The organism is Streptomyces virginiae (assembly GCF_040638905.1).
GTDB lineage: Bacteria > Actinomycetota > Actinomycetes > Streptomycetales > Streptomycetaceae > Streptomyces > Streptomyces virginiae_B.
Genome location: NZ_JBEZYV010000029.1, coordinates 59,256 through 81,649, shown reverse-complemented (window position 1 = coordinate 81,649; position 22,394 = coordinate 59,256). Strand labels below are relative to the sequence as shown.

The following is a 22,394-nucleotide window of genomic DNA, read 5'->3' as shown; positions in this document are numbered from 1 at the left end:
CCGAAGCAGAGGAAACGCGCGGAACGTCCAGGAGAGGTGCCATGCCCTTCACTCTCAGCCATGCGGCCGCCGTACTGCCGGCCGTCCGCCGGACGGGGCGTGCGCGGGGTCCCCTCGTGGCCTCGGCGCTCGTCCTCGGCTCCTTCGCACCCGACACCTTCTACTTCACGGACGCGATCGTCGAGGGCGTCATGGCGTACGGCACCTTCACGCACTCGCTGCCCGGCGTGCTCACCGTGGACGCACTGCTCACCGCCGTGCTCGTGGGCTGCTGGCTGCTGCTGCGCGAACCGCTGGTCGCCCTCCTGCCGAGCGGTCTGCGGGGCAGGGTGCATGCCTTCGTACGGGGCGAGGAGTGGCGCGTGAACCGCCGACTGCCCGCGCTGGCCGCCTGGTTCTACGTCTCGGCGGTCGTCGGGTCGCTCACCCACGTGGTGTGGGACAGCTTCACGCACATGGACCGCTGGGGGACGAACGCGATGCCGTGGCTCGGCGAACCCATCGCCTTCGGCTTCCCGCCCTACACCTTCCTGCAGTACGGCACTTCGGCGGTCGCGGCCTGTGCACTGCTGTGGTTCACGGCGACGGCGCTGCGCCGGCTGCCCGCGTCCCCGGCGCCCGCGGACGTGCCGGTGCTCGGCCGTGCCGAGTACTGGGGCTGGCTGGCGCTGATCGCGGCGTGCGTGACGACCGGCGCCACGGTGCGCGTGATCCGCTTCTTCACCTTCTTCGACCGGATCCGTACGCCCCTCGACATCATCCCGACCATCTGCTTCGGGGCGGGCGGCGGACTGGCCGTCGGCCTGCTGCTCTACGGGCTGCTGGTCCGGCTGCGCCACCGCCGCGACGGCCGCGACCGCGGCGGACGTCCGGCGGACGAGCAGAGGGGCGAGGAAACGCGGACGCCCGTCCCCACCGCCTGAGCGGGCGGTGGGGACGGGCGCCGGCCGTGCCTCGCGCCGGTCAGTGCGCGGCGGACTCCCAGTCCGCGCCGACACCGACCGACACGTCCAGCGGGGCGCGGAGCTCGACGGCGGCGCCCATCTCGCGGCGCACCAGCTCCTCGACCTGCTCGCGCTCGCCGGGGGCGATCTCCAGCACGATTTCGTCGTGGACCTGGAGCAGCATCCGCGACCTCAGGCCGGCCTCGGCGATCGCCTTGTCCACGCGCAGCATCGCGACCTTGACGATGTCGGCGGCGGTGCCCTGGATCGGGGCGTTGAGCGCCATCCGCTCGGCGGCCTCGCGGCGCTGGCGGTTGTCGCTGTTGAGGTCGGGCAGGTAGCGGCGGCGGCCGAAGATCGTCGCCGTGTACCCGGTGGCGCGGGCCTCGTCCACGACGCGCTGGAGGTAGTCGCGCACCCCGCCGAACCGCTCGAAGAAGGTCTCCATCAGGCCGCGCGCCTCGGCGGGCTCGATGCCCAGCTGCTGGGAGAGACCGAAGGCGGACAGACCGTAGGCCAGGCCGTAGGACATCGCCTTGATCTTGCGGCGCATCTCGGCGTCGACCTGGTCGCGCTCGACACCGAACACCTGGGAGGCGACGGTGGTGTGCAGGTCCTCGCCGGTGGCGAACGCCTCGATCAGGCCCTCGTCCTCGGAGAGGTGGGCCATCACGCGCAGCTCGATCTGGCTGTAGTCGGCCGTCATCAGGGACTCGAAGCCCTCGCCGACGACGAAGCCGCGGCGGATGGCACGCCCCTCGTCGGTGCGCACCGGTACGTTCTGCAGGTTCGGGTCGGTGGAGGACAGCCGACCGGTCGCGGCGACGGTCTGGCTGAAGCTGGTGTGCACCCGGCCGTCGGCGGCGATGGTCTTGACCAGGCCCTCGACGGTGACGCGCAGCTTGGCCTGCTCCCGGTGGCGGAGCATGATCACCGGCAGTTCGTGGTCGGTCTGCGTGGCCAGCCAGGCGAGCGCGTCGGCGTCCGTGGTGTAGCCGGTCTTGGTCTTCTTCGTCTTCGGCAGGTCCAGCTCGCCGAAGAAGACCTCCTGGAGCTGCTTGGGCGAGCCGAGGTTGAACTCGTGCCCGACCGCCGCGTGCGCCTCCTTGACCGCCTGCTGCACCGCTCCCGCGAACTGCTGCTCCATGGCTTCCAGGTGGTCGCGGTCGGCGGCGATGCCGGCGCGCTCCATCCGGGCGAGCAGCTCGGAGGTGGGCAGCTCCATGTCGTGCAGCAGCTCCGCGGCGCCCACCTCGGTGAGCTTGCCGGTGAAGGCGTCGCCCAGGTCCAGGACGGCGCGGGCCTGCGCCATCAGTGCCTCGGCCTCGGCCGTCTCGTCGGCGCCGAAGGCCAGCTGCCCGTCGGCGGCGGCGGGGGCCAGCTCACGGTGCAGGTACTCCGTGGACAGGGCGTCCAGTGCGAAGGAGCGCCGTCCCGGCTTGACCAGGTAGGCGGCGAGCGCGGTGTCCATGGCGATGCCGGCCAGGCTCCAGCCGTGCTCGGGGAAGACCCGCATCAGACCCTTGGCATTGTGCACGACCTTGGGCCGGGCCGCGTCGGCCGCCCAGGCCGCGAAGGCCCGCTCGTCCGTCTCGTCGAGCTCGGCCGGCGTGAACCAGGCCGCGGCTCCCCCGGCGGCGGCCAGCGCGACCTCGCTGACATTGCCCTGGCCCAGCGCCCAGCTGTCGACGGTCGAGACGCCCAGCGGCTCGCCGCCGTGGCTCTCCAGCCACGGCGCCAGCTCGCCCGTACCCAGTACGCAGCCGTCGAGCTCCACGCCGGCCGCGGGCGCCGGGGCGGCGTCCTGTTCGGCGGCGCCCGGGTCCACGGCCAGCAGCCGCTCGCGCAGCGACGGGTTGCGGATCTCCAGCACGTCCAGCACACCGGTCACCGCGGACCGGTCGTAGGGCAGGCGGCCCAGGTCGGCGGGGGCCTTGGACAGCTCCACGTCCTTGACCATCTCGGTCAGGACCCGGTTGAGCTTGACGGCCTCCAGGTGGTCCCGGAGGTTCTGCCCGGCCTTGCCCTTGACCTCCTCGGCGCGCTCCACGAGCTCCGCGAACGACCCGAACTGGGTGATCCACTTGGCGGCGGTCTTCTCGCCGACGCCCGGGATGCCGGGGAGGTTGTCGGACGGGTCGCCGCGCAGCGCCGCGAAGTCCGGATACTGCTGCGGGGTGAGTCCGTACTTCTCCTCGACCTTCTCCGGCGTGAAGCGCGTCAGCTCCGAGACGCCCTTGGTCGGATAGAGCACGGTGGTGTGCTCGGACACGAGCTGGAAGGAGTCCCGGTCACCGGTGACGATCAGCACCTCGAAACCGAGGGCCTCCGCCTGCGTCGCCAGCGTCGCGATCACGTCGTCGGCCTCGAAGCCGTCGACCGCGAACCGCGGCACCTTCATCGCGTCGAGGAGTTCGCCGATCAGCTCGACCTGCCCCTTGAACTCGTCGGGCGTCTTGGAACGGTTCGCCTTGTACTCGGGGAACTCCGTCGAGCGCCACGTCTTGCGGGACACGTCGAACGCCACCGCGAAGTGCGTGGGCGCCTCGTCGCGCAGGGTGTTCGCCAGCATCGACGCGAAGCCGTAGATGGCGTTGGTCGGCTGCCCCGTCGCGGTCGTGAAGTTCTCCGCGGGCAGCGCGAAGAACGCCCGGTACGCCAGGGAGTGCCCGTCCATGAGCATCAGGCGGGGGCGGTTCGCTGCGGTCGTCTGGTCCGTCTTCTTCGATGCTGAATCTGCCACGTCCCCGATCCTAGGCGCCCCCACCGACAATTCCGGCCCGTCGCCTCCCCCTGCGCATCCGCCCCACCGGACGCCCCGGCGCACCGGCCGGGGCGCCGCGAACACCGGACCGCCTCCCCCGGTACCCGTGGGTCGTGCAAGGATCGAAGGACGCGGCCACCCGTGCTGCGACGTACGTACGCTCGAAGGGGAGCGCGATGGCGACCAAGCCGCCCACAGGTGATCCGGTACAGGACGCACCGCAGGTCACACCGCCCAAGCACGCGGCCGCCGGCCTGCCCGCGATCGGCCACACCCTGCGGATCGCGCACCAGCAGATGGGTCTGGCCCGCACCGCCCGCACCCTTCTCAAGGTCAACCAGAAGGACGGCTTCGACTGCCCGGGCTGCGCCTGGCCCGAGGGCGACAAGCGGCACACCGCCGAATTCTGCGAGAACGGCGCCAAGGCCGTCGCGGAGGAGGCCACCCTGCGCCGGGTCACCCCGGAGTTCTTCGCCGCGCACCCCGTGGCCGACCTGGCCACCCGCTCCGGCTATTGGCTGGGCCAGCAGGGCCGCATCACCGAGCCCGTGTACCTCCCCGAGGGCGGCGACCGCTACGAGGCGATCAGCTGGGAGCGCGCCTTCGCCGTCATCGCGGAGGAGCTGACCGCGCTCGGCTCCCCCGACGAGGCCCTCTTCTACACCTCGGGCCGCACCAGCAACGAGGCCGCGTTCCTCTTCCAGCTCTTCGCGCGCGAGTTCGGCACCAACAACCTGCCCGACTGCTCCAACATGTGCCACGAGTCCTCGGGCTCCGCGCTGACCGAGACCATCGGGATCGGCAAGGGCAGCGTCTCCCTCGAAGACCTCCACCAGGCCGACCTGATCATCGTCGCCGGGCAGAACCCGGGCACCAACCACCCGCGCATGCTCTCCGCCCTGGAGCGGGCCAAGACCGCCGGCGCGAAGATCATCTCGGTGAACCCGCTGCCCGAAGCCGGCATGGAGCGGTTCAAGAACCCGCAGACCCCGCTCGGCATGCTCAAGGGCACCGCCCTCAACGACCTCTTCCTGCAGATCCGCATCGGCGGCGACCAGGCCCTCTTCCGCCTCCTCAACAAGCTCGTCATCGAGACCGAGGGCGCCACCGACGAGGCCTTCATCCGCGAGCACACCCACGGCTACGAGGACCTCGCCGCCGCCGCGAAGGAGGCCGACTGGGACGAGACCCTCACCGCGACCGGTCTGACCCGGCCCGAGATCGAGCGCGCGCTGGCCATGGTCCTGGCCTCGAAGCGCACCATCGTCTGCTGGGCCATGGGCCTCACGCAGCACAAGCACGCCGTCGCCACCATCCGCGAGGTCGTCAACCTCCTCCTGCTGCGCGGGAACATCGGCCGCCCCGGCGCCGGCGTCTGCCCCGTCCGCGGGCACTCCAACGTCCAGGGCGACCGCACCATGGGCATCTTCGAACGGCCCGCGCCCGCCTTCCTCGACGCCCTCGACAAGGAATTCGGCATCACCTCGCCCCGCGGCCACGGCTACGACGTGGTCCGCTCCATCCAGGCGATGCGCGACGGCCGGGCCAAGGTCCTCTTCGCCATGGGCGGCAACTTCGTCGGTGCCACCCCCGACACCGACGTCACCGAGGCCGCGATCCGCCGCACCGCCCTGACCGTGCACGTCTCCACCAAGCTCAACCGCTCCCACGCGGTCACCGGCCGGCGCGCCCTGATCCTGCCCACCCTCGGCCGCACCGACAAGGACGTCCAGGCCTCGGGCCGGCAGTTCGTCACCGTCGAGGACTCCATGGGCATGGTCCACGCCTCCCGCGGCAACCTCGCACCCGCCTCCCCGCACCTGCTCTCCGAACCCGCGATCGTGGCCCGCATGGCCCGCGCCGTCCTCGGCACCGCCTCCGCAACCCCCTGGGAGCAGTTCGAGCGCGACTACGCCGCCATCCGCGACCGGATCTCCCGCGTGGTCCCCGGCTTCGAGGACTTCAACGCCCGCGCCGCCCGCCCCGAGGGCTTCCGCCTCCCCCACGCCCCGCGCGACGAACGCCGCTTCCCCACCAAGACGGGCAAGGCCAATTTCACCGCGGCGCCCGTCGAATACCCGCGGGTCCCGCAGGGCCGGCTGCTCCTGCAGACCCTGCGCAGCCACGACCAGTACAACACCACCATCTACGGCCTCGACGACCGCTACCGCGGCATCACCGGAGGCCGCCGCGTCGTCATGGTCAACCCCGCCGACGCCGCGGAGCTCGGCCTGGCCGACGGCTCGTACACCGACCTGGTGAGCGAGTGGCAGGACGGCGTGGAGCGGCGCGCACCGGGATTCCGCGTCGTGCACTACCCGACCGCCCGCGGCTGCGCCGCCGCCTACTACCCCGAGACGAACGTGCTGGTGCCGCTCGACTCCACCGCGGACACCAGCAATACCCCGGCGAGCAAGTCCGTCGTCGTGCGCTTCGAACCGGCCTGATAGAACGACCTCAGGACATGAAGGTTAACGAGCGTTGACGAACGGAGCCTGACCATGGGTGAGCAGCACGCAGTGAAGTTCCCGCAGGAGGTCCTCGACGAGTACGCGGCCCTGGGCGTCGACCTGCCCGCGCTGTTCTCGGCCGGCGACCTGGGCGAGCGCATGGACATCCGCATCCTGGAGGCCTCCGCCGACCGCGTCGTCGCCACCATGCCCGTCAAGGGCAACACCCAGCCCTACGGCCTGCTCCACGGCGGCGCCTCCGCCGTACTGGCCGAAACCCTCGGCTCGATCGGCGCCATGTTGCACGGCGGCATCAACAAGATCGCCGTCGGCGTGGACCTGAACTGCACCCACCACCGGGGCGCCCGCAGCGGCATCGTCACCGGCGTCGCCACCCCGGTGCACCGCGGCCGCTCGACCACCACCTTCGAGATCGTCATCACCGACGAGCAGGACAAGCGGATCTGCACCGCCCGCCTGACCTGCCTGCTGCGCGACGTCGACCAGGTCGCCGGGGGCGCCGAGGCCCACGCGGGATCCTGACCCGGCCGAGAGCCCGGCACCCCTGCCGCAGGGCGCCCCCAGGCCCGGACCCCGACCCTCACGGGCGGTGGATCCGGGCCTGCGCCGTCCCGGCGCTCCCGGGCACCGGCGCTCCCGGGCACCGGCGCCCCCAGGCACGCCTCCCCGGCCCGCGACCGCCCGGAATCCGCCAGTCCGCACGCTTCGCGGCGACATCTGTTGTCTCGCAGGGGGCCACCGCCTACCGTCCCCCCATGGGGACCATGCGACGCACGGCCCGGTACGCCGCCCACACCCTCCTCGCGGTGCTCGCCCTGGCCGGGTGCTCATCCTCCGCACCACCCTCCGCGGCGGGTTCCCCGAGCTCCTCCGCCCCCACCCCCGCCTCGCCCGTACAGGTGTGCACGAGCCTGGTGTCCTACTGGGCGAGGGAGACCCTCCTGGGCACCAAATGGTCCGGCCTGGACTGGGAACAGAAGGGACTTTCCAACGACCAGTACGCGATCCACGAGGACGCGGTGGCCGCGGGGCGCGCCGAGGAACGAACTGCCGGGCGGAACAAGGCACTTGAGCTGATCGACCGGCTCGTCGCGCAGCGCTGCGCCGAACAGGACGGCGCGACGCGCAGTTCGGAGAACTGGCGTCCGCCGGTGTGACCGGCGTCACCGCATTCCGAGCACACTGTCCGGCTTCCGGTCACATGACCCTGCGGGGTCGAACCGCAGGTGAGGGGCCCTGCCATCCCCAGGACAAGATCCTTCACAGTCCCGACACGCCGCCGCAATGATCACTCTGCGTAATGCCCAGGACGGTCTTAATCCGTCTTTTCCCTTGAGAATGGCCACCCCGCGGATTCTTTCGGACACACGCAGCCACATTCGGCTGAATTTGATCTAAGACAGGTGCATGGAGCCCTCAAGCCCCTTAGGGGAACAGGTATTTCTCACGATGCGGACAATCTTAGAGGTACCTAAATGTCCGGTTTGCTCTAACTCTCACCACACATTCTTGGCCTTGGCATAACAAGAGCGTCACATCCTCCTTTCCCGCCTCCCGGTGCTCGCCACCTCGGCCCTAGAGTCACGGCCAGTCACCGCGCCGCAGAGCGCGAATCAGCACGGCCGTGGACCTCTCCAGTGCGGCCCGGCGACCCAACGGCAACTCGACAGAGTGCGCCGCGCCAGGGAAAGGAAGAATCGTGCGACACCGTTCTTTGCTCATCCTCACCACCGTGATCACCACGGGAGCACTGACCCTCACCGCTTGCGGATCGCGCGACGGAGGCTCCAAGGACAACAGCGGCGGCAAGAAGACCGTCGTCGTCATCGGCGTCGACGCCCCGCTCACCGGATCCCTCTCCGCTCTCGGTCAGGGCATCAAGAACTCCGTCGACCTCGCGGCCAAGACGGCCAACAAGAACAACGAGGTCCCGGGCATCGAGTTCAAGGTCGAGGCCCTCGACGACCAGGCCGTCCCGGCCTCCGGCCAGGCCAACGCCACCAAGCTCGTCGGCAACAAGGACGTCCTCGGCGTCGTCGGCCCGCTGAACTCGGGCGTCGCCCAGCAGATGCAGGGTGTCTTCGCCTCCGCCAAGCTGGCGCAGGTCTCCCCCGCCAACACCAACCCCGCGCTCAGCCAGGGCGACAACTGGGGCAAGGGCGAGTTCAAGCGCGGCTTCGACACCTACTTCCGCACCGCCGCCACCGACGTGGTCCAGGGCAAGTTCGCCGCCCAGTACCTCTTCAAGGACGCCGGCAAGAAGAAGGTCTTCATCGTCGACGACAAGCAGACCTACGGCGCCGGCCTCGCCGCGATCTTCGCCGACGAGTTCAAGAAGCTCGGTGGCGAGGTCGCCGGCACCGACCACGTCACCGTGAAGGAGACCGACTTCTCCTCCACCGCCGACAAGGTCAAGTCCTCCGGCGCCGACTCCGTCTACTTCGGCGGCCAGTACCCCGAGGGCGGCCTGCTCGCCGACCAGATCAAGAAGACCGGCGCCAACGTCCCGCTCATGGGCGGCGACGGCATCCAGGACCCCGCCTTCATCAGCGCCTCCGGTGAGGCCAACGAGGGCGACCTCGCCACCTCCATCGGCTACCCCGTCGAGAAGCTGGACACCGCCAAGAAGTTCATCGAGGACTACAAGGCCGAGGGTTACAAGGACCCGTACGCCGCCTACGGTGGCTACTCCTACGACGCCGGCTGGGCCGTCATCCAGGCCGTCAAGGCCGTCGTCGCCGCCAACAGCGGCAAGCTCCCCGACGACGCCCGCGCCAAGGTCGTCGAGGCTCTCGGCAAGGTCTCCTTCGAGGGCGTGACCGGCAAGGTCGCCTTCGACCAGTACGGCGACACCACCAACAAGCAGCTCACGGTCTACAAGGTCGAGGGCGGCAAGTGGGTCGACGTCAAGAGCGACACCTTCAACCAGTAAGCCCGTAGCACCCAGCACCACCCGTAACACCTGAACCAACGCCGCGCGAGGGCGCAAACAGTGCCCTCGCGCGGAGTCTTATCCGACACGCTCATCGGAGGCCCTGCGGTGCACGAACTGCCGCAACAGCTGGCCAACGGCCTGGCCCTCGGTGCTCTCTATGGCCTCATCGCCATCGGGTACACCATGGTCTACGGCATCGTCCAGCTCATCAACTTCGCCCACGGCGAGATCTTCATGATCGGCGGCTTCGGCGCGCTCACCGCCTACGCCATCCTCCCGACCGGCACCACCCTGCTGATCGCGATACCCGTCATGATCGTCGGCGGCGCCATCTGCTCCGTCGCCGTGGCATGCGCAGCCGAACGCTTCGCCTACCGCCCCCTGCGCAGCGCTCCAAGGCTCGCACCCCTCATCACCGCAATCGGCCTCTCGATCGCGCTCCAGCAGCTCGTCTGGCAGTTCTACCCGGACGCCAAGAAGGCCGTCAGCTTCCCCGAGTTCACGGGCCCGGCCTTCAAGATCACCGACAGCCTCGCGATCCAGCGTGCGGACCTCTTCGTCCTCATCCTCGCCCCGCTCTGCATGCTCGCCCTCGGCGTCTTCGTCCAGAAGAGCCGCAGCGGCCGCGCCATGCAGGCCACCGCGCAGGACCCCGACACCGCCAAGCTGATGGGCATCAACACCGACCGCATCATCGTCATGGCCTTCGCCATCGGTGCCGCGTTCGCCGCCGTCGCAGCCGTCGCCTACGGCGTCGACAAGGGCCAGATCAACTTCGAGATGGGCTTCATCCTCGGCCTCAAGGCCTTCACCGCGGCCGTCCTCGGCGGCATCGGCAACATCTACGGAGCCATGGTCGGCGGCGTCGTCCTCGGACTCGCCGAAGCCCTCTCGATCGCCTACATCGAAGAGATCCCCGGCATGCAGCAGCTCGGCGGCGGAGCCTGGTCCAACGTCTGGGCCTTCGTACTCCTCATCGTCGTCCTCCTCGTGCGGCCCCAAGGCCTGCTCGGCCAGCGCGTCACGGATCGGGCGTGAGAACCATGACCACCAACACCACCCCGCAGACGCAGACCGCGAAGACGGCACCCGCACCCGCCGCGCTCCTCTACGCGATCGTCGGTGGCAGCCTCCTCACCATCGTCAGCGCCTTCCTCGCCTGGACGTGGACCGCCGACTTCCCCGGCGACCTCACCTTCTACGGCAGCCCCGCCGACCTCCAGTACGTCACCCTGGCCGGCGCCGCCCTCACCCTGGTGCACGCGCTCGCCGCACTCGGCGTCAAGGGCTTCAGCTGGCTCACTCCCGCCGGCTCCCGCAAGGCCGTCTGGTTCCTGGCCCTCGGCACCCTGGCCGCCACCTGGTTCACGGTCATCTCGATCACCGTCGTCCTCGGCGGCGTGGTCAACCTCGAACCCGGCGCCTACGTCGCCCTCGTCGGCTCCCTCGTCCCGGCCCTCGCCGCGTACAAGCTCCCCGACGACACCCGCAAGGCCGCCCCGGCCAAGAGCAAGCTGCCCTCTTGGGCCGAGATCCTCATCATCACCGGCGTCTTCGCCCTCGGCCTCTTCGTCATCACCTTCGGCATCGACACCGATGACAAGGAACCGCAGCTCTTCGTCGCCTACCTGATCATGGTCGGCCTCGCGGCCCTCGCCCTGAACAAGTCGGGCCTCCTCGCCCGCTTCTCGGTGCTCACCGCGAACAACCGCCAGGTCACCCTCCTCGGCACCGCGGCCGCCGCGATCGCCTTCCCGTTCATCCAGCAGAGCGGCGACACCTACACGCTGATCGCGGTCAACATCCTGATCTTCGCGACCGTCGCCCTCGGCCTCAACATCGTCGTCGGCCTCGCCGGTCTCCTGGACCTCGGATACGTCGCCTTCCTCGGTGTCGGCGCCTACGCCGCCGCCCTGGTCTCCGGCAGCACCGCCTCCGCCTTCGGCATCCACCTCCCCTTCTGGGCAGCGGTCATCGTCGGCGCGATCGTCTCGCTCGTCTTCGGCGTGGTCATCGGTGCACCGACCCTGCGCCTGCGCGGCGACTACCTCGCCATCGTGACCCTCGGCTTCGGAGAAATCTTCCGCATCGCCATGGGCAACCTCGACGGCACCTCCGGCCCGGACGTCACCAACGGCCCCAACGGCATCCCGAACATCCCCCACCTCGAAATCTTCGGGTGGAACTTCGGCGAGTCCCACATCGTCGCGGGCATCGAACTCGGCGCCTACGCCAACTACTACTTCCTGATGCTGCTGGTGATGGCCCTGGTCGTCCTGGTCTTCGCCCGCGCCGGCAACAGCCGCATCGGCCGCGCCTGGGTCGCCATCCGTGAGGACGAGACCGCCGCCGAAGCCATGGGCATCAACGGCTTCAAGGTCAAGCTCATCGCCTTCGCCCTCGGCGCCACCCTCGCCGGCCTCGCCGGCACCGTCCAGGCACACGTCAACACCACGGTCGTCCCCGAGAACTACGTCTTCGCCGGGCCCGTCCCGCCGAACTCCGCGTTCCTCCTCGCCGCCGTCATCCTCGGCGGCATGGGCACCATCCGCGGCCCCATCCTCGGCGCCGCACTCCTCTTCCTGATCCCGGCGAAGCTGGCCTTCCTCCAGGACTACCAGCTCCTCGCCTTCGGCATCGCCCTCATCCTGCTCATGCGCTTCCGCCCTGAAGGCCTCATCGCCAACAAGCGCGCGCAGCTCGAGTTCCACGACGACACCGCTGACCAGGCCCCCCAGGACCTGGCCACCGCCAAGGCGGGGGCGTGAACAACATGACGACCACCACGGACACCACCACCAAGACCAAGACCACGGTTCTCGAAGCCAAGGGCGTCACCATGCGCTTCGGCGGCCTCACCGCCGTCAAGGGCGTCGACCTCCAGGTCAACGCGGGCGAGATCGTCGGACTCATCGGCCCCAACGGCGCCGGCAAGACCACCTTCTTCAACTGCCTCACCGGGCTGTACGTCCCCACCGAGGGCTCCGTCAGCTACAAGGGCAAGGTCCTCCCGCCCAAGCCCCACCGGGTCACCGAGGCCGGCATCGCCCGCACCTTCCAGAACATCCGGCTCTTCCACAACATGACGGTGATGGAGAACGTCCTCGTCGGACGCCACACCCGCACGAAGGAAGGCCTCTGGTCCGCCCTGCTGCGCGGCCCCGGCTTCAAGAAGGCCGAAGCCGCCAGCGAGGCACGCGCCATGGAACTCCTCGAGTTCATCGGCCTGGAGCACAAGGCCGACCACCTCGCGAAGAACCTCCCCTACGGCGAGCAGCGCAAGCTGGAGATCGCCCGCGCCCTCGCCAGCGACCCCGGTCTCATCCTCCTGGACGAGCCCACCGCCGGCATGAACCCGCAGGAGACCCGCGCCGCCGAAGAGCTCATCTTCGCGATCCGGGACATGGGCATCGCCGTACTCGTCATCGAGCACGACATGCGCTTCATCTTCAACCTGTGCGACCGCGTCGCCTGCCTCGTCCAGGGCGAGAAGCTCATCGAAGGCACCGCCTCCGAAGTCCAGGGCGACGAGCGCGTCATCGCGGCCTACCTCGGCACCCCCTTCGAGGGCGAGCCGGGAGCGGCCGAGGTCGCCGCGGTCGAGGCGGCAGAAGCCCACGCCGAGGCACAGACCGAGCCCGAGGCGGAAGCCGAAGCGGAGGCCGAGCCCGAGGCTGCGGTCGACGCCGACGCCGGGACCGAGGCGGAAGCCGCGGACGAGGACGAGGCCCCCGCGGCCGACTCGGACGACGCACCCGCCACGGACGCCGGGGCCGAGGGCGACGCGGACAGCACCACCAGCACGGAAGGAGAGGCCAAGTGACCGCACTGCTCAAGGTCGAGGACCTCAAGGTCGCCTACGGCAAGATCGAAGCCGTCAAGGGAATCTCCTTCGAGGTCAACGAAGGCGAAATCGTCTGCCTCGTCGGTACCAACGGCGCCGGCAAGACGACCACCCTGCGTACCCTCTCCGGGCTCCTGAAGCCCACCGCGGGCAGCGTCACCTTCGACGGCCAGCCCCTCGTCGGCGTCCCCGCCCACAAGATCGTCGCCCTGAAGCTGGCTCACTCCCCCGAGGGCCGCCACATCTTCCCGCGGCTGACGATCGAGGAGAACCTCCAGCTCGGCGCCTTCCTCCGCAGCGACAAGGACGGCATCGAGAAGGACATCCAGCGCGCCTACGACCTCTTCCCCATCCTGGGCGAGCGTCGCAAGCAGGCCGCCGGCACCCTCTCGGGCGGTGAGCAGCAGATGCTCGCCATGGGGCGCGCGCTCATGTGCCAGCCGAAGCTCCTCATGCTGGACGAGCCCTCCATGGGTCTCTCCCCGCTGATGATGCAGAAGATCATGTCGACCATCTCCGAGCTCAAGGCCTCGGGCATGACGATCCTGCTCGTCGAGCAGAACGCCCAGGCGGCGCTCTCCCTCGCCGACCAGGCGCACGTCATGGAGATCGGCAAGATCGTCCTCTCGGGCACCGGCCAGGACCTCCTCCACAACGAGGACGTCCGCAAGGCCTACCTCGGCGAGGACTGACGAAACGTGTGAGGCCCGCCTCCCTCGGGGGAGGCGGGCCTCACGCATGTTCCGGGGACCGAAGGGAGGGGAACTACTTCCCGCTCTCCTTCTTCTTCGCCTCGGCGTCCTCGATGACCACCTCGGCGACCTGCTGCATCGACATCCGGCGGTCCATGGAGGACTTCTGGATCCAGCGGAAGGCGGCGGGCTCGGTCAGCCCGTACTGCGTCTGCAGGATGCTCTTCGCCCGGTCGACCAGCTTGCGGGTCTCCAGCCGCTGCGAGAGGTCCGCGACCTCCTGCTCCAGAGCACGCAGCTCGGCGAACCGGGACACCGCCATCTCGATGGCCGGCACCACGTCGCTCTTGCTGAACGGCTTCACGAGGTACGCCATGGCCCCGGCGTCCCGGGCCCGCTCGACGAGGTCGCGCTGCGAGAACGCCGTCAGCATCAGGACGGGCGCGATGGACTCCTGCGCGATCTTCTCAGCGGCGGAGATCCCGTCCAGGACGGGCATCTTCACGTCGAGGATGACCAGGTCGGGCCGGTGCTCGCGGGCGAGCTCGACGGCCGTCTGCCCGTCGCCGGCCTCGCCGACGACGGAGTAGCCCTCTTCTTCGAGCATCTCTTTGAGGTCGAGACGGATGAGCGCCTCGTCCTCGGCGATGACGACCCGGGTCGTCAACGGCGGAACGTGCGACTGGTCGGCGTCGGGCGTGGGCGTCGACTCGTGCTCGGCGGTCACGGGGGCTCCTTGTTGCAAGGCGATTCAGCTCCCCCGAGCCTACCTAGCTCCTGTATGTTTGTGACACGGAGGGTCTTCTGTATCCTTCATTTCGAAGGGGCCCCGGTAGCCCAGCGGTAGAGGCAATGGATTCAAAACCCATTCAGCGTCGGTTCGAATCCGACCCGGGGTACTTCTCCTTCAATTTCAAGGTCGCGAGGATAATTCAGCGATCTTCACTCGTCCCGGTGAACGAAACTTCGAATTGCGGCCAACCGGGCGAAGGCCGGCGAGGCTCCCGATTGCGGAGCACTATCCCTCGATGTCTTCCGGGTCGGTGGACAGGCGGGCGTGCAGGTGTTCGTCGTGGTGGAGGCCGTCTCCGAAGAGGTGGGACTCGCGCAGGGTGCCTTCGGGGAGGTAGCCGCAGTGGTGGGCGACGCGGCAGGATGCCTCGTTCCCGGTGGCGTGGGCGAGTTCGATGCGGCGGGCACCGGCCGTGTGGAAGCCCCAGGTGGTGACGGCCCTGGTGGCGCGGGTGGCCAGGCCGCGGCCGCGCGCGTCCGGGAGGAGCCAGTAGCCGATCATGGCGAGGCCGTCCGCCCGGTCGACCCAGCGGAGGTTGACGGTGCCGAGCAGGGCGCCGTCGGTCGCGGCCAGGACGGCGAAGGCGGCGCCCGCGCCCCGGTCCCAGCCGTCCTCGCGGGCTTCGAGCCAGGTCTGGGCGGCTTTGCCGTCGGTCGCGGCGAGGGGGTTCCAGAGGGCGATCGTCGGGTCGGCCGCGGCGGCGACGAGGTCGTCCAGGCGCTCCGGTCCGGCGGGATCGCGGCCCCACGGGTGGAGAGTCGCGTCGCCCAGGTCGAGCGTGGTGCGGACGAACGTCCTCATGGAAGTGCTCATGGCGCCCTTCCTACTCGGCCGCCGGTCCCGTCGCCAGCCCTTTTCCGACGTTACGGCAGGTCGCCGTCACCTCCGAGGTTGCCGGCCATGCGGCGCAGTACGTCGATGGTGGCCGCGTATTCGGCGTCGTCGATGCCCTGCCGCATCGCGGTGTGGACCTTGGCGTTGCGGGCTTGGGCGCGCAGGCGGCCCGCCTCGCCCGCCTCCGTCAGCGTCATGCCGTCGGTGGTCTCGGCGAGCCAGCCGCGGGCGGTGAGGTCGTCGTAGACGGTGTCGAAGTCGGTGTGCTGGTCGTCGTACGGGGCGAGCTTCGTGGTGAGGGTGGGGCGGGTCCATGCGCCGGGGGCGCCGGCGACGTGGTTGAGGGTCCACCAGTGGGGCTGGGTGAGGTCCTCCTCGGCGAGGGCGGTGCGGAGGGCTCCGATGGCCAGGTTGGCGACTTCGCGGCTCCAGTAGCCGATGGGCTGGGCGGCGAGCTGTGCCCGGGAGTACTGCTTGGCGGTGGTCATGCGGGTGACCGTAGGACCTCAAGTGGGCTTGGGGTCAAGGGCGGTAGGGAGTGTCGTCGAAGTGGCGTCGGCCGCCCCAAGGGCGGGGCCGGCGACCCCGCCGGTCAGGGGGGGACTTTGACGACACGACCCAGGGGGGTGGACCTCCCGTACGACTGCGGTGGCGGTCGCGGGACGGCCTTCGTGCATGGTGATGCGTTGGCCGGGTCGGACGTGGTTCCAGTGGGCGGGGGTGAGGGGGACGAGGCGGGCGGTGGTGCGGTCGCCGGGTTCCAGGGAAGGGGTGTTTTCGAGCCAGAGGGCGGCGATGTTCACGGCCGGCTCGCCGGTGGGTGAGAGGTTGCCGATGTTCCATACGGGGCGTAGGACGCCGTGTCCGGGGATCGGTGCCCTGCGTGCGCCGAGGGTGAGGTCGATCCGGATCATGCCGTTGCGGAGTTCGGCGGATCGCCAGCGGCACCAGGCCGCGCTGTGGGCGAGGTGGAGTTGCTCGGCGGCTTGGGCGAGTTGTTCCCAGAAGTGCTGGGATCGGGGCGGCGTGTTCCCGAGTTCTTCCAGGATGTTGAGGGCGGTTTCCCACTCGTCGTGGGCGAGGTGGTCCCAGACGTCCCGCGCCGTGAGGTCGTTGTCGGTGGCCTTCTCCTCGGGGGTGAGGAGGGCGGCTGATTCGAGCAGCTCGATGACGTCCATGGGGTGATTGTCCGCACCGCGCCGGGCGCTCCGGCGCGGTGGGGTGGGATGGGGTGGGTGGTGGGGGGCGGGGTGGAGCGGGTCAGCGGACGGCGTCGCCGATGTGGTGGATGCGGACGAGGTTGGTGGAGCCGGTGACGCCGGGGGGTGAACCGGCGGTGATGACGACGACGTCACCGCTCACGCAGCGGCCGATGCGCAGGAGTTCTTCTTCGACCTGGGCGACCATGGCGTCGGTGGAGTCGACGTGGGGGCCGAGGAAGGTTTCGACGCCCCAGGTGAGGTTGAGCTGGGAGCGGGTGGCCGGGTCGGGGGTGAAGGCGAGGAGGGGGATCGGTGAGCGGTAGCGGGAGAGGCGGCGGACGGTGTCGCCGCTCTGGGTGAAGGCGACGAGGAATTTGGCGTCGAGGAAGTCGCCCATTTCGGCGGCTGCGCGGGCGACGGCTCCGCCTTGGGTGCGGGGCTTGTTGCGGTCGGTGAGGGGCGGGAGGCCCTTGGCGAGGATGTCCTCTTCGGCGGCTTCGACGATGCGGGACATGGTGCGGACGGTTTCGACGGGGTGTTTGCCGACACTGGTCTCGCCGGAGAGCATGACTGCGTCGGTGCCGTCGATGACGGCGTTGGCGACGTCGGAGGCCTCGGCGCGGGTGGGCCGGGAGTTGTCGATCATCGAGTCGAGCATCTGGGTGGCGACGATGACGGGTTTGGCGTTGCGCTTGGCGAGTTTGACGGCGCGCTTTTGGACGATGGGGACTTGCTCCAGGGGCATTTCGACGCCGAGGTCGCCGCGGGCGACCATGATGCCGTCGAAGGCGGCGACGATGTCGTCGATGTTGTCGACGGCCTGGGGCTTTTCGATTTTGGCGATGACGGGGAGGCGGCGGCCCTCTTCGTCCATGACGCGGTGGACGTCCTCGATGTCGCGGCCGCTGCGGACGAAGGAGAGGGCGATGACGTCGGCGCCGGTGCGCAGGGCCCAGCGGAGGTCTTCGATGTCCTTGTCGGAGAGGGCGGGGACGGAGACGGCTACGCCGGGGAGGTTGAGGCCCTTGTGGTCGGAGACCATGCCGCCTTCAATGACGCGGGTGTGGACGCGGGCTCCGTCCACGGCGGTGACTTCGAGGGTGACGCGGCCGTCGTCGACGAGGATGCGTTCGCCGGTGGTGACGTCTGCGGCGAGTCCCTTGTAGGTGGTGCCGCAGGCGTGGCGGTCGCCTTCGTGGTCTTCGACGGTGATGGTGAAGTCGTCGCCGCGTTCAAGGAGTACGGGTCCTTCGCGGAAGCGGCCGAGGCGGATCTTCGGGCCTTGAAGGTCGGCGAGGACGCCGACGCTGCGGCCGGTCTCGTCGGAGGCCTTGCGCACACGCTGGTAGCGCTCCTCGTGTTCGGCGTAGGTGCCGTGGCTGAGGTTGAAGCGGGCGATGTCCATTCCGGCTTCGACCAGTGCTTTGATCTGGTCGTATGAGTCGGTGGCGGGGCCCAGGGTACATACGATTTTCGCTCGGCGCATAAGGCGAGCGTATTCCCCTACCAACGGGTAGGTAATCGCTTCCGGGTGTCCACTCAACAACCTTTGCGCAAAAGGTTGTTGACAACTGTTGAATGTGCATGGGGGTGCTCCGATGAGCACCCCCGGGGGCCCGTTTCGTACGCGTTTCAGAGTTGGGGCGGGGTCATCGTGAAGCGGGCGTTCACCTGGGCGTAGACGGTCTGGCGCTGGGGTTCGAGGTCGAGCGGCGGGGGGCCGCCCGCGTCCTCGGCGGCGCTGAAGGCCATGGTGCGCATGCCGGCGCCGGGGGCGGCGGCGAAGGGGGCGGCGTTCTCGGTTCCGAGGTCGGCGAGTTCGACGAGGGCGGCGAGGCGGGCGCCGAGCGCTTCGGCGTATTCGCGGGCGCGCTGGACGGCTTCGAGGACGGCCTGGCGGCGGGCCTGGCCGTGGGCGGGCGAGGTGGGGCGCAGGGCCCACCAGGGGCCGTCGACCTGGGTGAGTTCGAGGTCGGCGAGGCGGGTGGTGAGTTCGCCGAGGGTGGTGAAGTCGCTGAGTTCGGCGGTGATGTGGACGCGGCCGTGGTAGGCGCGGACGCGTTCGGCGCGGCCGTGGCGGGTGAGTTCGGGGGTGATGGAGAGGGCGCCGGTTTCGAGTTTTTCGACGGGGTCGCCGTAGCTCTTGATGAGGTCGAGGACGGTGTTGTTGCGTCGGGTGAGGTCTTCGAGTGCGGTGCGGCGGTCGGTGCCGCGGGCGTTGACGGTGATGCCGATGCGGGCGATCTCGGGGTCGACTTCGAGGCGGGCTTCGCCGCGGACGGCGACGCGGGGTACTTCGGGGGTGCCGTAGGGCTGGTGCGATGCGTCCTGGGTCATGGTTTCACTCTCGCACTGTCGCCCGTTCGGGTGTGGTCATCGGATCGAAACCTGACGGGGGTGTTGCGGCTTGTTACCAGTGGGTCAGAATCTACGCGCGTTGTTCACGCCTCAAAAGGGGAGACGGCATGGCGTTCGACCGCAGGACATTCATAGGGACCACGGCCGCGACCGGTGCGGCCGTGGCGTTGGCGGGGGCCACGAGCACCCCGGCCGCCGCCGCGCAGCAGGATGCGAAGAAGCAGGGGCCGCGGACGTACGCGTTCACGGTGATGGGGACGACGGACCTGCACGGGAACGTCTTCAACTGGGACTACTTCACGGACAAGGAGTTCGACGACAAGGCGCACAACGACGTCGGTCTGGCGAAGATCTCGACCCTGGTGGACCAGGTGCGGGCGGAGAAGGGGCGGTGCAACACGCTGCTCATCGACGCGGGTGACACCATCCAGGGCACGCAGTTGTCGTACTACTACGCGAAGGTCGATCCGATCACGGCGCGGCGTGGTCCGGTGCATCCGATGGCGCAGGCGATGAACGCGATCGGTTATGACGCGGCGGCGCTGGGGAACCACGAGTTCAATTACGGCATTCCGGTGTTGCGGAAGTTCGAGGAGCAGTGCGACTTCCCGCTGCTGGGGGCGAACGCGCTGGATGCGAAGACGCTGCGGCCGGCGTTCGCGCCGTACAGCATGCACCGGTTGCGGACCCCGCACGGGCGCGACGTGAAGGTGGCGGTGCTGGGGCTGACGAATCCCGGTATCGCGCTGTGGGACAAGGCGAACGTGCAGGGGAAGATGACGTTCCCGGGCCTGGAGGAGCAGGCGGCGAAGTACGTGCCGCGGCTGCGTTCGATGGGTGCGGACGTGGTGATCGTGTCGGCGCATTCGGGGTCGAGCGGTACGTCGTCGTACGGTGACCAGCTGCCGTACATCGAGAACGCGGCGGCGCTGGTGGCGGAGCAGGTGCCGGGGATCGACGCGATCCTGGTGGGTCACGCGCACACGGAGATCCCGGAGTACCGGGTGAAGAACAAGGCGACCGGCAAGGACGTGGTGCTGTCGGAGCCGCTGAAGTGGGGGCAGCGCCTGACGCTGTTCGACTTCGAGCTGGCGTGGGAGAAGGGCCGCTGGTCGGTGGCGAAGGTCGCGGCGAAGGTGCTGAACTCCAACACGGTGGCGGAGGACGCGAAGATCACGCGGCTGCTGTCGGACGAGCACCGCAAGGTCGTGGCGTACGTGAACCAGGTGATCGGCACCTCGACGCAGGCGATGTCGTCCGCGGAGGGTCCGGTCAAGGACGTGGCGATCATCGATCTGATCAACCACGTGCAGGCGGAGACGGTGAAGGCGGCTCTGGCGGGTACGCAGTGGGCGGCGCTCCCGGTGCTGTCGCAGGCTTCGTGCTTCTCGCGGACGGCGGCGATCCCGGCCGGGCAGGTGACGATCCGGGACGCGGCGGGTCTGTACCCGTTCGAGAACACGATGGAGGCCCGGCTGCTGACGGGTGCGCAGCTGAAGGACTACCTGGAGTTCTCCGCGCGGTACTTCGTGCGGACGGCGCCGGGTGATGCGGTGGATCCGGCGAAGCTGACGAACGCCGATGCGATCCCGGACTACAACTACGACGCGGTGTACGGGCTGGCGTACGACATCGACATCGCGCAGCCGGCGGGTTCGCGGATCTCGGGGTTGTCGTTCCAGGGGAAGCCGGTGGATCCGGCGGCGCAGTTCGTGCTGGCGGTCAACAACTACCGGGCGTCGGGTGGCGGGAACTTCCCGCACGTGCCGCAGGCCAAGCAGCTGTGGTCGAACTCGGACGAGATCCGCAACACGATCATCCAGTGGGTGCAGGCGAAGGGGACGATCGACCCGGCGCAGTTCGCCTCGGTGGACTGGCGGCTGACGCGGGCGGGCGTGCCGGTGTTCTAGTCGGCGGTCGTTTTCGACGGGGGTCGGTGTCCGCGGCGGCGGGCGCCGGCCCCGTCGGTGTTCTCAGGGGTCGGTGCGGACGAGGTGCGCCGGGACGGCGGCGTCGAGGGCGGCGATGACGCGTTCGCCGCGTGCGACGTGGTCCGGGTGGATGTGCAGGTGGCAGCCGCAGCCGGTGAGGACGATGCGGCCGGGGCCTTCGTGTCGCATGACGGCGATCTCGTCGAAGCGGATGTCGTGTTCGTCGCGGTTGCCGTCGCGGACGACCAGGCCCCAGGGGGCGAGGAGGTATTCGCCGCTTTCGTGGCGGGGGGTGATGAGGCGACGGAGGGGGGTCTTGCGGAAGCGGGTGCCGGGGGCGCTGGGGGTGCCGGGGTGCTCACCGTGGACGCGCCAGCAGGTGGAGTTGGGCAGCGGGGTGCCGCCGGGGGTGGCGGGCCGGGGGAAGACCTGGGGTGGCACGACGAGGACGGCGTCGGTGAGGGCGCGTTGCAGGTGGTCGGCGACCTCCTGCGGGGTGACGGCGGCGTGCTGCGCGAGGAGGGTGCCGGGGTCGTGGTAGGGGATGCCGAAGTGTTCGCTTTCGAGGGCGCGTTGGAGGGACGTCCAGCGGTCGTGGCCGCAGTGTCCGTCGTGGCAGCGCAGTTCGGCGCGCGCGTGCTCGGTGAAGGTGTCGAGCTCGTGCCGGGTGGGGCCTCGTCGGGCGAGGCGCAGGGTTTCGTTCCACAGGATGTCGGCGGCTTCTTCGGCGTGGCCGTCGGCGGGGCGCAGGACGAGGACGCGGTCGAGGGTCAGTCGGTCGCGGAGGAACCGGTGGAGGGTGACGCCGTCGGAGATGCCGCGTGTGTGGTGCGTGAGGTGCTCGACGCGTTGGCTCAGGACGTGGCAGGCGGCGACGGCGGCGGGTTCGTGGGCCCGTGAGGTCAGGAGGAGGGAGACGGTGTCGACCAGGCGGTGCTGCCAGGTTCCCGGTACGCCGGCGCGCAGGCGGGGAGCGGACCGGTCGGGGCGGGGGCCGTCGGGCAGCGGGAGGGTGAGTCCGGCGGGTGGGGGGCCGTCGAGGGCGAGGACGGCGTTGCCGCGGGTGAAGTGGGCGGCGGCGTGGGTGCGGACGGCGTCGGGGGTGAGCCGGGCGTACATGTCGGGGTCGTGGTGCAGGACGAGGCCGAGGCCGTGGGGCCCGTAGCGTGCGCTGAGGGGTTCGGCGCCGCGGTGGTCGCAGGTGCGGGGCGGGTGGAGGCCGAGGAGGCGGGTGGCGTGCTCCATGTACTGGGTCGGCAGGTCACGGAGGGCGCTGCAGACGGTGTGGAGGAAGCCGGTGACCTCTTGGGGGGTGCCTTCGACCACGAAGTGGGTCGCCTCCTCCTCGACGGAGCTGGTGAACTCGTGGGGCCGCCTGCCGAGGTGCGTCGTCACGAGGGCTTCGACGAGGTGGGCGGCGCCGAGGGTGGGGGCGGTTTCGTCCCGCAGCCCGGTGCCGAAGGAGAGGACCGCGGTGAGGGGGCCCGGGGCTGGGGCGGCCTGCCACAGGACGGTGACCCCGTCGGCACTGGTGCGCTGCATGACGGCGACGATAGCCGCAGGTCAGGTGCGGTTGGCCGAGGGGGCCGCCGGAAGGGGCCCGGGGGGTCTGCTGTCGATCCGGCC

The 22,394-nt window shown here is 69.7% G+C and carries 18 protein-coding genes and 1 tRNA gene; 11 read left to right on the top strand and 8 right to left on the bottom strand.

Annotation, left to right across the window (positions count from 1 at the left end; translation table 11 throughout):
- Positions 1-41: 41 nt before the first annotated feature.
- A complete protein-coding gene (locus AB0F82_RS29620; RefSeq protein WP_362632760.1) occupies positions 42-923 on the top strand; it encodes a DUF4184 family protein in 882 nt (293 codons plus the stop codon).
- Positions 924-963: 40 nt separating this feature from the next.
- Here the strand turns inward: AB0F82_RS29620 and polA are convergent, their stop codons facing one another.
- Positions 964-3,687, bottom strand: coding sequence for a DNA polymerase I (polA, locus tag AB0F82_RS29615; RefSeq protein WP_362632758.1), 2,724 nt, complete (start codon positions 3,685-3,687; stop codon positions 964-966).
- 197 nt (positions 3,688-3,884) lie between these two features.
- Between polA and AB0F82_RS29610 the strand changes: the two genes are divergently transcribed.
- The 8 genes from AB0F82_RS29610 to AB0F82_RS29575 all read left to right on the top strand — a co-directional run bounded on the left by AB0F82_RS29610 (position 3,885) and on the right by AB0F82_RS29575 (position 13,650).
- A complete protein-coding gene (locus AB0F82_RS29610; protein WP_362632756.1) occupies positions 3,885-6,155 on the top strand; it encodes an FdhF/YdeP family oxidoreductase in 2,271 nt (756 codons plus the stop codon).
- A gap of 54 nt (positions 6,156-6,209) precedes the next feature.
- Positions 6,210-6,701, top strand: coding sequence for a PaaI family thioesterase (locus AB0F82_RS29605; protein WP_362632754.1), 492 nt, complete (start codon positions 6,210-6,212; stop codon positions 6,699-6,701).
- Positions 6,702-6,934: 233 nt separating this feature from the next.
- Complete coding sequence (locus AB0F82_RS29600; RefSeq protein WP_362632753.1) at positions 6,935-7,336, top strand: hypothetical protein; 402 nt, start codon at positions 6,935-6,937, stop codon at positions 7,334-7,336.
- 542 nt (positions 7,337-7,878) lie between these two features.
- The gene (locus AB0F82_RS29595) at positions 7,879-9,111 is read left to right on the top strand and encodes a branched-chain amino acid ABC transporter substrate-binding protein (protein ID WP_136234319.1); all 1,233 of its coding nucleotides are present in this window, start codon (positions 7,879-7,881) and stop codon (positions 9,109-9,111) included.
- 108 nt (positions 9,112-9,219) lie between these two features.
- Complete coding sequence (locus tag AB0F82_RS29590) at positions 9,220-10,152, top strand: branched-chain amino acid ABC transporter permease (protein ID WP_030846419.1); 933 nt, start codon at positions 9,220-9,222, stop codon at positions 10,150-10,152.
- A 5-nt stretch (positions 10,153-10,157) separates the two neighbouring features.
- Complete coding sequence (locus tag AB0F82_RS29585) at positions 10,158-11,882, top strand: branched-chain amino acid ABC transporter permease (protein ID WP_362632794.1); 1,725 nt, start codon at positions 10,158-10,160, stop codon at positions 11,880-11,882.
- Between the two features lie 5 nt (positions 11,883-11,887).
- Positions 11,888-12,937, top strand: a complete 1,050-nt coding sequence (locus AB0F82_RS29580) for an ABC transporter ATP-binding protein (protein ID WP_362632791.1) — start codon at positions 11,888-11,890, stop codon at positions 12,935-12,937.
- Entirely contained in the window at positions 12,934-13,650 is a 717-nt protein-coding gene (locus AB0F82_RS29575; protein ID WP_046775340.1) for an ABC transporter ATP-binding protein, read from the top strand. Before AB0F82_RS29580 ends, AB0F82_RS29575 begins: the two co-directional genes overlap by 4 nt.
- 73 nt (positions 13,651-13,723) lie before the next feature.
- Here the strand turns inward: AB0F82_RS29575 and AB0F82_RS29570 are convergent, their stop codons facing one another.
- Entirely contained in the window at positions 13,724-14,377 is a 654-nt protein-coding gene (locus tag AB0F82_RS29570; RefSeq protein ID WP_356812124.1) for an ANTAR domain-containing response regulator, read from the bottom strand.
- Between the two features lie 99 nt (positions 14,378-14,476).
- Between AB0F82_RS29570 and AB0F82_RS29565 the strand changes: the two genes are divergently transcribed.
- Positions 14,477-14,549, top strand: a tRNA-Leu gene (locus AB0F82_RS29565).
- A 119-nt stretch (positions 14,550-14,668) separates the two neighbouring features.
- Here AB0F82_RS29565 and AB0F82_RS29560 read toward each other — a convergent pair.
- The 5 genes from AB0F82_RS29560 to AB0F82_RS29540 form a co-directional block, all read right to left on the bottom strand.
- Entirely contained in the window at positions 14,669-15,256 is a 588-nt protein-coding gene (locus AB0F82_RS29560) for a GNAT family N-acetyltransferase (RefSeq protein ID WP_362632749.1), read from the bottom strand.
- A gap of 50 nt (positions 15,257-15,306) precedes the next feature.
- Positions 15,307-15,765 carry a MarR family winged helix-turn-helix transcriptional regulator gene (locus AB0F82_RS29555; protein ID WP_362632747.1) on the bottom strand — a complete coding sequence of 153 codons (459 nt, stop codon included), beginning with the start codon at positions 15,763-15,765 and terminating at the stop codon, positions 15,307-15,309.
- An 18-nt stretch (positions 15,766-15,783) separates the two neighbouring features.
- The gene (locus tag AB0F82_RS29550; RefSeq protein ID WP_362632745.1) at positions 15,784-16,455 is read right to left on the bottom strand and encodes a hypothetical protein; all 672 of its coding nucleotides are present in this window, start codon (positions 16,453-16,455) and stop codon (positions 15,784-15,786) included.
- 82 nt (positions 16,456-16,537) lie between these two features.
- Positions 16,538-17,965, bottom strand: a complete 1,428-nt coding sequence (gene pyk, locus AB0F82_RS29545) for a pyruvate kinase (protein WP_362632743.1) — start codon at positions 17,963-17,965, stop codon at positions 16,538-16,540.
- Positions 17,966-18,111: 146 nt separating this feature from the next.
- Positions 18,112-18,816, bottom strand: coding sequence for an SIMPL domain-containing protein (locus AB0F82_RS29540; protein ID WP_362632741.1), 705 nt, complete (start codon positions 18,814-18,816; stop codon positions 18,112-18,114).
- A 128-nt stretch (positions 18,817-18,944) separates the two neighbouring features.
- Between AB0F82_RS29540 and AB0F82_RS29535 the strand changes: the two genes are divergently transcribed.
- Positions 18,945-20,747, top strand: coding sequence for a bifunctional metallophosphatase/5'-nucleotidase (locus tag AB0F82_RS29535; protein ID WP_356812116.1), 1,803 nt, complete (start codon positions 18,945-18,947; stop codon positions 20,745-20,747).
- Between the two features lie 63 nt (positions 20,748-20,810).
- On the opposite strand, the gene AB0F82_RS29530 is transcribed toward AB0F82_RS29535, so the two are convergent.
- Positions 20,811-22,310: a hypothetical protein gene (locus tag AB0F82_RS29530; RefSeq protein WP_362632739.1), complete on the bottom strand. Its 1,500-nt coding sequence runs from the start codon at positions 22,308-22,310 to the stop codon at positions 20,811-20,813.
- Positions 22,311-22,394 lie beyond the last annotated feature (84 nt).

Excerpts from the sequence above, each read along its gene's own strand:
- AB0F82_RS29580 (WP_362632791.1), top strand. The coding sequence starts at position 11,888 with ATGACGACCACCACGGACACCACCACCAAGACCAAGACCACGGTTCTC.
- AB0F82_RS29620 (WP_362632760.1), top strand. The coding sequence starts at position 42 with ATGCCCTTCACTCTCAGCCATGCGGCCGCCGTACTGCCGGCCGTCCGC.
- AB0F82_RS29560 (WP_362632749.1), bottom strand. The coding sequence starts at position 15,256 with ATGAGCACTTCCATGAGGACGTTCGTCCGCACCACGCTCGACCTGGGC.
- AB0F82_RS29600 (WP_362632753.1), top strand. The coding sequence starts at position 6,935 with ATGGGGACCATGCGACGCACGGCCCGGTACGCCGCCCACACCCTCCTC.
- AB0F82_RS29530 (WP_362632739.1), bottom strand. The coding sequence starts at position 22,310 with ATGCAGCGCACCAGTGCCGACGGGGTCACCGTCCTGTGGCAGGCCGCC.
- AB0F82_RS29585 (WP_362632794.1), top strand. The coding sequence starts at position 10,158 with ATGACCACCAACACCACCCCGCAGACGCAGACCGCGAAGACGGCACCC.
- AB0F82_RS29540 (WP_362632741.1), bottom strand. The coding sequence starts at position 18,816 with ATGACCCAGGACGCATCGCACCAGCCCTACGGCACCCCCGAAGTACCC.
- pyk (WP_362632743.1), bottom strand. The coding sequence starts at position 17,965 with ATGCGCCGAGCGAAAATCGTATGTACCCTGGGCCCCGCCACCGACTCA.
- AB0F82_RS29550 (WP_362632745.1), bottom strand. The coding sequence starts at position 16,455 with ATGGACGTCATCGAGCTGCTCGAATCAGCCGCCCTCCTCACCCCCGAG.
- AB0F82_RS29610 (WP_362632756.1), top strand. The coding sequence starts at position 3,885 with ATGGCGACCAAGCCGCCCACAGGTGATCCGGTACAGGACGCACCGCAG.
- AB0F82_RS29555 (WP_362632747.1), bottom strand. The coding sequence starts at position 15,765 with ATGACCACCGCCAAGCAGTACTCCCGGGCACAGCTCGCCGCCCAGCCC.
- AB0F82_RS29535 (WP_356812116.1), top strand. The coding sequence starts at position 18,945 with ATGGCGTTCGACCGCAGGACATTCATAGGGACCACGGCCGCGACCGGT.
- AB0F82_RS29605 (WP_362632754.1), top strand. The coding sequence starts at position 6,210 with ATGGGTGAGCAGCACGCAGTGAAGTTCCCGCAGGAGGTCCTCGACGAG.